The sequence below is a fragment of the Flavobacterium movens genome, assembly GCF_039581425.1.
GTDB lineage: Bacteria > Bacteroidota > Bacteroidia > Flavobacteriales > Flavobacteriaceae > Flavobacterium > Flavobacterium luteolum.
The window spans coordinates 104,605-117,073 of the sequence record NZ_JBCPXY010000011.1 but is presented as its reverse complement, the minus strand read 5'-3'; the positions used below and the strand labels follow the sequence as shown (position 1 = coordinate 117,073).

Here is a 12,469-nt window from a genome sequence, read left to right as displayed (position 1 = left end):
TCCCAAGATAATTTTTATTAATACAAACTACTATTAGTTACTCCACAGAAATCAAGTACTATTTTATTTTTCAAACTGCTAAGCTTTCTAAATTCATCATGTGCAACTAAAAAAACTATAATATCTGCCTTTTCTGCTGCCTCTTCATAATGCGAAATTTTAAATACCTTATGATCTTCAATATTTGGTTCGACAATATAATATTCCTCATCCTGTGCATCCTGCAATACTTTCTGAGCGATGTACTTCGCTGGAGACTCTCTTAAATCATCAATATTTGGTTTAAAAGCCAACCCCATTAAAGCAACACTTGGTTTTCTGTTATTTTTAATTTGAAATTCCAATTTAGCAGTTTTTACTTGTTCAGCACACCAAAAAGATTTATAATTATTTATTTCTCTAGCAGAAGCTATTATCTTAGATTCCATTGGATAATCTGCTACTATAAAATATGGATCAACTGCAATGCAATGTCCTCCGACTCCACATCCAGGCAGTAAAATATTTACTCTGGGATGTTTATTTGCCAACGTGATTAAATCCCAAACATTGATATCAGCTTTAGCACAGATCAATGAAAGTTCATTTGCAAATGCTATTTGAACGTCTCGTGAAGAGTTTTCAGTTAACTTACACATCTCAGCTGTACGAGCATTAGTTGGGTGTAATTCCCCTTTTACAAATTGACTATAGAAAGAAATTGCCTTTTGTGTAGAAGCTTCATCAATTCCACCAATTACACGGTCATTATGCACTAATTCATACATTACATTCCCCGGTAGTACTCTTTCAGGGCAATAAGCTAAATATATTTTATCTTTTAATTCTGGCCTTTTTGAAAAAATATATCGCATCATTTTTTCAGTAGTCCCAATTGGAGAAGTAGATTCAATTATGTATAAATCTCCCTCTTTTAATAAAGGTATAATTTCTTTTGTAGCAGCTTGAACGAAAGAAATGTCCGGTTCATTTTTTTCTTTAAAAGGAGTTGGCACTACCACTAAGTAAGTATCAGCAATTACAGGTTTTATATCTGCTCTAAAAAATCCTGCTTTAACAGCATTTGCAACGGCCTGATCTAGATCGGGCTCCACAATATGAATTTTTCCAGCATTTATAGTGTCCACTACATTCTGATTAATATCAACTCCGTGGACAGATATATTATTATTGGCCATAAGAGCCGATGTTGGCAATCCAATATAGCCTAAACCTATTGTAACAACTTTTTGTGTATTCATTTTCTTTATTTTGAAACTTCTTTTATATAGTTAACAATGCGCTCACATGCTCTTCCATCACCATAAGGGTTATGCAAAGCACTCATTTTTTCATATTCCTCTTTATTTTTTAATAAATTGTTGCATTGATCAATAATTTTATTTTTGTCTGTCCCAACTAATATAACTGTCCCTGCTTCTACAGCTTCAGGACGTTCAGTAGTATCACGCATCACCAAAACTGGTTTTCCAAGACTAGGTGCCTCTTCCTGAACTCCACCACTATCGGTAATGATTAGTGTTGATTGATTCATAAGCCAAACAAAAGCAGGATATGCTAGAGGCTTAATAAGTTTAATATTGCTTATATTGCCCAAAATCTCATATACCGGTTTCTTAACATTAGGATTTAAATGTACAGGATAGATAATTTGAACATCTAAGTTCTGCTTAGCAATTTCTTTTAACGCAGCACAAATATTTATAAATCCATCACCATGATTTTCTCTTCTATGGCCAGTAACTAAAATAATTCTTTTTGAAAAATCAATTTGCTCTTTTAAAAAATCAATTTCTTCATTTTTTATTTCTTGTACCCTAGCAGTACTATCTAAAAGAGCATCAATAACTGTATTACCAGTTATCAATATATCATGTTCGGCAATATTCTCTTGTAATAAATTATTCTTAGAAACTATTGTAGGCGCAAAATGAATATCGGCAATTCTACCTGTCACTTGTCTATTTATTTCTTCTGGAAAAGGAGATAGTTTATTATGGGTCCTTAAACCTGCTTCCACGTGACATACTTTTGCTCCAGAATAAAATGCAGCTATACTTGTGGCCATCGTAGTAGTTGTATCTCCGTGAACATATACATAGTCCGGCTTAAATTCTTCAAATAACGGCTTCAAACCTAAAATAATATCTGTAGTCAAAGAATATAAATTTTGATTTGGTTTCATTAAATCCAAATCAAAATCTGGAACAATTTCAAAAAAATCTAATACTTGATCTAACATTTCTCGATGTTGAGCTGTAACACAAACCTTTGTATCAAATAATTCACTATATTTTCTAAACTCTCTTACTAAAGGAGCCATCTTTATAGCCTCAGGACGAGTTCCAAACACAATTATATTTTTTATCACAATTATTCTTTTCTATATAATTATAAAATTTATCTAAAACAATCAGTATTTCTGTTTTTATTTTTAATCTATCTTATTCAAAATAGTTTAAAGTAGTGTAGCCTCCATCTTTTAAATATTGATCTTTTTTCATCAATTTCAAATCAGATTGCATCATATCTTTAACTAAAGCCAATAAATCATACTTACATTCCCACCCTAATTTAGTTTGGGCTTTTGTTGGATCCCCAATTAATAAGTCAACCTCTGTAGCTCTAAAATATTTTGGATCAACAGCCAATACTTCTTTGCCTCTTTCAATTTGAAATTCAGGATTTGAACAAGATTTAACAAACCCTTTTTCATCAATCCCCTCTCCTACAAATTCCAATTCGATTCCGACTTCAGCAAAACTCATTTTAACAAAATCTCTAACTGACGTAGTTTTTCCTGTAGCAATTACCCAATCTTCAGGTTCATCAGCCTGCAAAATCATCCACATCATCCTTACATAGTCCTTAGCATGTCCCCAATCTCGTTTTGCATCTAAATTTCCCAAATATAATTTATCTTGTAATCCTAAAGCAATTTTTGCAGTTGCTCTTGTAATTTTACGAGTTACAAAAGTTTCTCCACGAATTGGTGATTCATGATTAAACAAAATTCCATTACAAGCATACATTCCATATGCTTCGCGATAATTTACAGTAATCCAAAAAGCATACATTTTAGCTACAGCATAAGGGGAACGAGGATAGAATGGTGTTGTTTCTGATTGGGGAACCTCTTGGACTTTACCATATAATTCTGAAGTGGACGCCTGGTATATTCGAATTTTTTTCTCTAATCCTAGCAAGCGAACAGCGTCTAAAATTCGTAAAGTTCCTAAGCCATCTGCATTTCCAGTATACTCTGGTGTTTCAAAAGAAACTGCAACATGGCTCATAGCTGCCAAATTATAAATCTCATCTGGCTGAATTTCTTGGATTAATCGAATTAAATTTGTACTATCTGTCATATCACCATAATGTAAAAAGAAATTACGATGATTGACATGAGGATCTTGATATAAATGATCAATTCTATCTGTATTAAACAAAGAAGAACGTCTTTTTAATCCATGTACTATGTATCCTTTTTTTAATAAAAACTCGCTTAGATAAGCTCCATCTTGTCCTGTTACTCCTGTGATAAATGCAGTTTTTTGAGATGTATTCATATTTAAATTATCATTGTTAATTTCGAGCAAAACGAACTCTACTTTTTATATTTTTACTTCTTTAATTTCATTAACATTTTCCAAAAACCAATCATAAGTTGCTTTAATTCCTTCTTCCAAATTCACATTGTGCTTCCACCCTAAATCGTGCATTTTAGAAACGTTCATTAATTTTCTGGGAGTTCCATTAGGTTTGGTTGAATCCCAAACAATATCTCCTTGATGACCAACAGTTTTTTGAATAATTCGAGCTAAGTCTTTTATAGTCAAATCTTGTCCTGTACCGACATTATACAGATAATCTGGAAGTGTATTTTCTAACGCAAAAACAACTGCTTCTGCCATATCATTAACAAACAAAAACTCTCTTAGAGGAGAGCCATCTCCCCAAAGTGTAACTGTAGAATTATTATTCTCCTTTGCGATATGAAATTTTCTTATCATAGCAGGTAACACATGAGAAGTATTCAAATCAAAATTGTCATGAGTACCATATAAATTAGTTGGCATTAAACTCACATAATCTTTTCCAAATTGCTTTCTAATTGCTTGACATGCTTTTACACCAGCAATTTTGGCAATTGCATACCATTCATTAGTTGGTTCTAGTTCATTTGTTAGCAAATATTCTTCTTTCAGAGGCTGTGGTGCAAGTTTAGGATAAATACAAGAGCTCCCAAGAAAAATAAACTTTTCAACTCCAGATTGCAAAGCTGAATCAATTAAGTTGTTTTGGATTTGCATATTTTCCATAATAAATTGATATGGAAAATCACTATTTGCCAGTATTCCTCCGACTCTAGCTGCTGCATCAATTATTACATCAGGATTTTCTTTATTTAAAAATTCTTTTACCGCTTTTTGATTTCTCAAATCCAATTCTGAACTCGACATTCCTACTAGATTTGAATATCCTTTAGTTTGTAATACTCTCCAAATAGCACTTCCAACCATTCCATTGTGCCCAGCGATGTATATCTTTATATCTTTATTCATTTTAATTAGCAATTTTCTTCTCCAAAAATTAGTTATACATAATTTATAAAATAAAACTTTAAATGAGAATAGCTCATTTAATTATTAATAACAATTTTATCAATAATTTACTGATCTTCCAATCCCTCTAAAAGTCTACGTATTACGAGTATTAATATTGAAAAAAAAATACCCAAAACACTTCCCATAAAAAAACCTTTTACTTTACCAAAATGTTCCTCGTATAATGGTAAAATAGGACGATCAATAACTTGTATTAATGGTGTTTCTTTTCGTAACGTGACTTTAGCTAGTTCAGATTGCTTAACTAACTCAGTCAAAATGGCTGTATTTGCCTGTACATCTACTTGCTTTCTGACCGAAGGAGTCCTACGCACATTAAGTGCTGGATTTAACTTAAAAGTATTATCATTTGCAATAGCAACACCCGTAATTGCACTATTCAACTCGTTTCGAATAGAATCTGTTTGGCGTTCCAAAATCTCCATGTTATTGCGCGCTTTCTTACTTTTTGTATCTATATAAAATTTTCCAACTTGTTTCGCAAGTGCCTCACAAAAATACAGAGCAAACAATTCGTTTGTTGAACTAACATCCATAGATATTATAGCTATTTTTTTATCCTTTTGAGCTACTGATAAAGATGATTTTGACAAATCTTTATAAATTACACCTAAAATACTATCATGAACTCTCGTAAAGTCTTGACGTTTAGTATTGGGCAAAAATTGGATATCCTTTAATTTGTTATTGTCTGCCCATTTATCTCTCCATTCAACATTTTGAATATACATTTCTGCTAAAGAAATTATCTTACCATTTACATTTACAGGAGTCATTAAAGTTTGCTCAACCATAGTTCTAGACTTAAACAATTCAGTCAAATTTGAACCAGTAAAGATACTTCCTCCTCCTCCTCCTAGATCAAACCCTAATGAACTAGCCAAGCCTAAAGCTCCACCTAAGCCTCCACCACCAGCTTTTTCATCTTCCAAAGCAAAAGTTAATGTAGCAGTGTAAACAGGTTTTTTAATAAATGAATACGTTAATCCCAAAATTGCACCAATGATTACTGCTACGAAAATAATTTTTATTTTTGAAAGCAAGTAGATATACCATTCTTTAAGCTTTTCTATAAGTTCTTTTAACGATATTTCTTCTATTTCTTCTGTTGTATTCTCCATTAATTTTTTTATTTAAATGCTGTTACGATTAATAAAGCTAAACTTGAAACAACACTTCCAATACCAACCCATTCACCCGTTGACATTTTTTTAGTTTCAGGTTTTTCAGGAATCACTATTTGAGAATCAGGTTCAACTTGTGGATAAGATCTAAAAAACAAAAATGAAGTTGTCACTGAAGCTTTTCCATTTGGATAAATTATATAAGCTTTTTTCTTCCATCCTTTGTTATCTACGCCACCGACTGCATTCAAATAGTATTTAAATCCTTTTCCTTTTCTGTACGGAATTTCAGAAGTTAACAGAACATTTCCTGTTACTTTAACTCCTTCATTATAAACAGATACTTCTATTTCATCTCCTGGAAATAGAGTAACATTTGAATAATGGTTTTTATCTTTCACTATTTTTTCCCAATTAACTGGTATTGTTGCATATTTCAATTCATCTCTTAATTTTCTAGATAATTTCGAGTTAAGAGTATCCTTAGATCTTAAATTAGATTCCTCTGCTACTCCTTCTTTTTTATCTAGAGTTTCTTTTTTATCTAGATTAAGATTTATATTCTCTAATTGCTCAATCTGTTCTTCTTTTATAGGTCTTTTTATTTTCATACCATCTAGATTAGCAATCGATGTTAACCCCCCCGCTCGCATTACAATATTATAAACTGTCTCTTTTTTATTAGCAAGTACATACTTCCCTGGATAAGTAATTGCACCACTAACTTTAACCATCTCGGGTTTTTCGTAAACCGCCATCCTACGAATATTTATGACGTCAAATGGTTTTAAAACGAAGTTTTTAATTTGCTCATTATTATCTGCCGTTATCTCCAACTCCACCAATTCTATACGTTTAGGATTCGAATCGTCAATCGCATCAGATTTTATCATTCTTGCAATTTCAACTCTTTTCGAAGCTGAACCTGTCAATCCTCCAACCTGAACTACTAAATCATTTAACGTAAGATTCTCAAAATACTCGTATTCACCAGGATTTTTTACTTCTCCATCAATTGTAATTTTATATTCTTCTCTAAAATCTAAAATAGAATACACTGTTACAATATCTTCTCTTTTTAATTCTATGTCTGCATTTAAATCACCTAATAAAGCAGCACCTAAATCTACATTAACAATTTCTGTTGTCAAATCAGTTTTTAAACGAATAATTCTTGCTCTTTTACTGTAAGCATCTTCTTTTAATCCTTCTGCTCTTGTAACAAGATCCGAAATTCTCATTCCCTCTGTAAAGGAATAATAATCTGGTCTAAAAACGGCCCCTTCAATCTTGATACGATTTTCAAATCGATTTAAAATCTTAGTAATCCTAAAAACGTCTCCAGATTGAGGTTGGTAAGAATTATATTCGCTTTCGTTTATATCATGAACCTTATACTCTTTCCCTGTCTTTTGTAAAACATTTACAGAACTAGTGTAAGCAAATTCATTAAAACCAGATGCATAGTTTAACAAATCAGAGAATTTTTCACCCTTTTTCATTTCAAAAATCCCTGGTCGCTTTACTTCTCCTTGCAAAGTAACTCTTTGAGTATATGCAGGAATTCTAATTACATCATTTTCTTTTAAACTAACGTTGTCAGATTGATCACCTTTTACTAAAAACCTATAAATATCAATATTTTTATATATCCTATTGTTTCTAATTAATTCTATATTTCTATAACTACCATTTTTACCTGGTCCTCCTGCTAAATGCAAGGCATTATAAACTGTTGCTAAAGAAGAAATAGAATAGTTACCTGGTTGTTTACCACCAACAATAGTAATCTTAATTGTTCGTATTTGACCTAAACTTACGCTTACCTGAGATTGTCCAGAACGTACTGTACTATAAACTCTTGCTATAGCTGCTTTTATTTTTTGGGAAGCTGCTTCTATTGTCATTCCCGACACAGAAATTTGTCCAACGTAATCAATCGTTATTTTTCCTTCAACACTTACAGGAATATTTCCGTCATATTCCTGAACTCCATAAACACTAATTTGCAATTCGTCTCCTGGCCCTAAAATGTAATTCATGGGGGTGGCCAATTTCAAATCAGGTTCGAAATTTAGTTTTGGATTATCAAATAATTCAGAACCAAAAATTAAAGAATTTGCAGAATCTTTTACTTTTTCATTTAGTATTTTTTCTTGTTTTCTTCCTAAATCTATTTCTTTATCTAATTTTTTGGATGAATTACTAGATTTGAAGTCTTTCCCAATATTCCTTTTTTCATATTCTTTAAGTTTAACACTTAATTTATTAAATTCTGTCTGGCTCATTCCCTTAGCTAAAGCCATTGGTTCCACCTGGTCGATAGTTGTATTATTGCTTTTTAACTGAGCACTAATTTTAGCTAATTCGTCATCAGAAATATAATCTACATTTACAGTAGATAAATCTTTCGTTTTCATGAAATCTTGCGCATTAGCATTGATTGACATTAACAAAACAAAAAGTAAGGTAAAAAAATATGTTGTTTTTTTCATATATGTAAGAGTAATTTATCTTAATCAAATGCCGTACTAGCATCGTAAATTTTATGAATATTGTTTTTTATAGTATTCCTTATACATTCCTGAAGTGACATTGTTCAACCACTCTCCATTATCTAAATACCAATTAATTGTTTTTTCCAATCCCTCCTTAAAATTCACTTGTGGTTTCCATCCTAATTCTTTATTAATTTTTGATGCATCAATCGCGTAACGTAAATCATGCCCAGGCCTATCTTTTACGTGGATAATTAATCTCTCAGAAGTTCCTTTTTCTCTTCCTAATTTACTATCCATAACCTCACATAACAGTTTTACTAAATCAATATTTTTCCATTCATTAAAACCCCCAATGTTGTATGTCTCATGATTTTTACCCTCATGAAAAACAAGATCTATTGCAATAGCGTGATCCTCTACAAACAGCCAGTCTCTTGTATAATTCCCATCACCATAAACTGGAAGAGATTTGTTATTGATAATATTGTTTATAAAAAGCGGAATTAGTTTTTCAGGAAAATGATAAGGTCCATAATTATTTGAACAATTGGTTTGTACATATGGTAATCCATAAGTTTCTCCATATGCTCGTACAAAATGATCTGAGCTTGCTTTAGAAGCTGAATAAGGGGAATTTGGAGTATACGGAGTTTCCTCTGTAAATAATCCTGTAGCTCCTAAAGAACCATAAACTTCATCTGTACTAATATGATAAAACCTTTTTCCTTCAAAGTTTCCTTTCCATTGATTTTTAGCTGCATTTAACAAATTCATTGTTCCAATAACATTAGTTTTAACAAATGCAAGAGGATCTTCAATAGACCGATCAACATGTGATTCTGCAGCTAAATGTAGAATCCCGTCAAATTTATGAAGATCAAAAAGATCATTAATAAAACTCTCATCAACAATGTCTCCTTTTACAAAAATATAATTCGATTTATCTTCAATGTCTTTTATATTCTCCAGATTTCCAGCATAAGTTAATGCATCCAAATTAAAAATCTGATATTCTGGATATTTGTTTACAAAACGTCTTACTACGTGAGAACCTATAAAACCAGCACCACCAGTTATTAGAATTTTTTTCATTTTTAAATGCTTTTTATTAATTTAACAAATCTGAATTTTGCTTTTCTAATTCGTTATATATATCTTTTACATCTTGCGAATTTTCTTTTTGCAAAATTAGATTTGCAGTTTTAGTATAAACAAAAATAGTATTTTTCAAACCAAGAAAAGTTGTATGTTTATCACATCCGATAACCATGTTACCGTTAGAATCTGTTGAATGACCTTTTGAGTATAAATAATCATAAACCGATTCAAATGAACCTAAATCTGACCAAGAAAAAGACGCAGGAACAACTTTAATTTTTTTACTACGTTCCATAACTGCATAATCAATGCTAATGGAAGGGATTTGCATAGATAAATCCAAATTTAAAAATCCATTTTTACTTGATTCCCAAACTATTTTTGATTTTTCATAAACTTCAAACTGAAATTTCTTTAATTCTTCTAAAAGGACACTTGCTTTAAAACAAAACATTCCACTATTCCACAAAAAGTTTCCTTTTGAGATAAATTCTTTTGCTGTGGTTTCGTTTGGTTTTTCACGAAAAGAGATTACATTGTCTCCTTCTGCTTCTATGTAACCATAACCTGTTTCCGGTTTAGTTGGAATAACACCAAAGGTTACAATAAAACCATCATTAGCTTTTGTAACCGCCTCATTGATTGCTTGATTATAATTTTCCATTTGATCTATAATATGATCTGATGGAGTGATAATTAAAATATCTTCTGGATTTGATGCAAATGCTGCGAAAGCAATTGCCGCTGCAGTATTTCGTGGAGTTGCTTCAATAATATTTACATACTGAGTATTGGTTTTACTCATCACTTTTCCACTTAATTGATGATTGTCAATATTTCCAACTACCATTACTTTATTTGCTAAATGACTATTTCTTTCAACTGTCATTTCAAACAAAGACTTCCCTTCAAATATTTCAAGGTATTGTTTTGGACGACTTTTACGAGAAAGTGGCCACAGACGACTTCCAACTCCTCCTGTAAGAATTACATGTGTTATAGTTTTATCTGAACTCATATTTTTTTAAGCAAAAAAAAGAAGCTTAAAGTCTAAAGCCTGTTATCAGCTAGAGATCCTAAAACTCCTTTTACATCATAAATTAAACTTTTCTCCTTTTGCAAATTTGAAAACTCGATCTGAAGAAACTCCGAATGAGCTACTCCTAATACTAATGCATCAAATTTCTCTTTCGGAATACAGTTGATAGTCTTTAAACCATATTCTCTATTAACTTCTTCTGGGTTTGCTAAGTGATCAAAAATAGTTACAACTATTCCGTAATCTTTTAACGCTTTTACAACATCAACAATTTTAGTATTTCTCACGTCAGGACAATTCTCTTTGAAGGTAATACCGAGCATTAATAATTCAGCTCCATTAACAGAAATGCCTTTTTTTATCATTAGCTTCACTATTTGCGACGCGACATACTCTCCCATACTGTCATTTAATCGTCTTCCTGCTAATATAATTTCAGGATGATATCCAAATTCTTGAGCTCGTTGGGCTAAATAATATGGGTCTACGCCTATACAATGTCCTCCAACAAGACCAGGTTTAAATGGTAAAAAATTCCATTTTGTTGAAGCTGCAGCTAATACTTCTTGAGTATCTATATTCATTAAATTGAAAATCTTAGCTAATTCATTAACAAAAGCAATATTAATATCTCGCTGAGAATTTTCAATAACTTTTGCTGCTTCTGCAACTTTTATTGTTGGAGCTAAATGAGTTCCTGCTGTAATAACAGATTTATATAAAGCATCAACTTTTAATCCTATTTCCGGGGTTGAACCAGAAGTAACTTTTAGAATTTTTTCAACAGTATGTTCTTTGTCTCCGGGATTGATTCTTTCTGGAGAATATCCAGCAAAAAAATCCTGATTGAATTTTAAATTAGAAACTCGCTCTAAAACAGGAACGCATTGTTCTTCTGTAACTCCTGGATATACAGTTGATTCATATATTACAATATCCCCTTTTTTTAATACTTTACCAACTGTCTCACTCGATTTATATAACGGAGTCAAATCTGGCCTATTATTTTTATCGACTGGAGTAGGAACAGTCACAATGTAATAATTACAACTTGCAATATCATCTATTGAAGTTGTACAATAAAGTCCTTTTTCGTTAAGTTTATCAACTAAAACCTCTTGCAGAATATCATCTTCAACTTCTAAAGTTGAATCGATTCCTTTTTTTAAAGAATTGACTCTTGATTCATTTATATCAAAGCCAACAACTTCATATTTTGTTGCAAATAATCGAGCTAAGGGCAGACCAACATATCCTAAACCAATAACCGCAATTTTCACATTTTCTTCTAATTCCATTCTTTCAATTTATTTAGGTCATTAAAATTCACGGCTTCGCCATTCCAAGTCACATATCTCTGACTCAGCTACCTAAATTAATCATTTTCGGCAAATATAGTACAATAACTCTAGTTATTCAATACGGTTTCCCGTAATCCTTAAAAACTAATTGTTAATAAAAAAAACACTTAATCCCAAACACTTATTAATCAGGCTGTAAATAATTACTTTATAAAAAAAACAGAAGAAAAAAATCTAAAAAAGACTTTCTCTTCTGTTAATTTTACTAGGATAACGCTATTATTTATATTTTATTTTCAAAATACATCCTAAACTTTCTAAAACCAAAGTATAATAATTGTTTGAAACCTCTTGAACCACTCCACTTTGATTGGTGAATACACCCGATTCTATTTTAATTTTATCTCCAACTTGAATAGCAGAAACTGAAACATCGCTAATATTAGGTACCTTAAGGCTTTTCTTTATTGATTCTATTTCTTCATTTTTCACAATTGCGGGTTTTCCAAGCCAAAACAAATACCGAACAACCCCTGCCACACTAAAAACAGAACTTCGCTCCGAATCTGACAATTGAACAAAAACATAAGAGTTAAAAAGTGGTACCTCAATCTTCTTCTTTCTATCAGACCATTGTTTAACCTGAGTAATAATAGGACAATAACATTCGACTCCTAATTGATTGAGCTTATCGGCTACTTTTTTTTCCCATTTAGGTTTTGTATAAACTACGTACCAATTCATTTTTTTATTTATTAAGAAGTAAAACCCAAATACT

At 31.4% G+C, this 12,469-nt stretch carries 10 protein-coding genes; all 10 read right to left on the bottom strand.

Annotated features, from left to right (window positions below):
• Positions 1–17 precede the first annotated feature (17 nt).
• Positions 18–1,241, bottom strand: coding sequence for a UDP-N-acetyl-D-mannosamine dehydrogenase (gene wecC, locus AAYQ05_RS18485; protein WP_343544826.1), 1,224 nt, complete (start codon positions 1,239–1,241; stop codon positions 18–20).
• 5 nt (positions 1,242–1,246) lie between these two features.
• A complete protein-coding gene (gene wecB, locus AAYQ05_RS18480; RefSeq protein WP_343544825.1) occupies positions 1,247–2,371 on the bottom strand; it encodes a non-hydrolyzing UDP-N-acetylglucosamine 2-epimerase in 1,125 nt (374 codons plus the stop codon).
• 73 nt (positions 2,372–2,444) lie between these two features.
• Complete coding sequence (gmd, locus tag AAYQ05_RS18475) at positions 2,445–3,569, bottom strand: GDP-mannose 4,6-dehydratase (protein ID WP_343544824.1); 1,125 nt, start codon at positions 3,567–3,569, stop codon at positions 2,445–2,447.
• A 45-nt stretch (positions 3,570–3,614) separates the two neighbouring features.
• A complete protein-coding gene (locus tag AAYQ05_RS18470) occupies positions 3,615–4,565 on the bottom strand; it encodes a GDP-L-fucose synthase family protein (protein WP_343544823.1) in 951 nt (316 codons plus the stop codon).
• 107 nt (positions 4,566–4,672) lie between these two features.
• On the bottom strand, positions 4,673–5,749 hold the full coding sequence (locus AAYQ05_RS18465) for a Wzz/FepE/Etk N-terminal domain-containing protein (protein WP_343544822.1): 1,077 nt from the start codon (positions 5,747–5,749) through the stop codon (positions 4,673–4,675).
• Positions 5,750–5,757: 8 nt separating this feature from the next.
• Positions 5,758–8,247, bottom strand: a complete 2,490-nt coding sequence (locus tag AAYQ05_RS18460; RefSeq protein WP_343544821.1) for an SLBB domain-containing protein — start codon at positions 8,245–8,247, stop codon at positions 5,758–5,760.
• A 51-nt stretch (positions 8,248–8,298) separates the two neighbouring features.
• Positions 8,299–9,345: a dTDP-glucose 4,6-dehydratase gene (rfbB, locus tag AAYQ05_RS18455; protein ID WP_343544820.1), complete on the bottom strand. Its 1,047-nt coding sequence runs from the start codon at positions 9,343–9,345 to the stop codon at positions 8,299–8,301.
• 16 nt (positions 9,346–9,361) lie between these two features.
• The gene (locus AAYQ05_RS18450) at positions 9,362–10,369 is read right to left on the bottom strand and encodes a mannose-1-phosphate guanylyltransferase (protein ID WP_343544819.1); all 1,008 of its coding nucleotides are present in this window, start codon (positions 10,367–10,369) and stop codon (positions 9,362–9,364) included.
• A 32-nt stretch (positions 10,370–10,401) separates the two neighbouring features.
• Entirely contained in the window at positions 10,402–11,688 is a 1,287-nt protein-coding gene (locus AAYQ05_RS18445) for a nucleotide sugar dehydrogenase (RefSeq protein ID WP_343544818.1), read from the bottom strand.
• A 282-nt stretch (positions 11,689–11,970) separates the two neighbouring features.
• A complete protein-coding gene (locus AAYQ05_RS18440; protein ID WP_343544817.1) occupies positions 11,971–12,435 on the bottom strand; it encodes a UpxY family transcription antiterminator in 465 nt (154 codons plus the stop codon).
• Between the last annotated feature and the right edge of the window lie 34 nt (positions 12,436–12,469).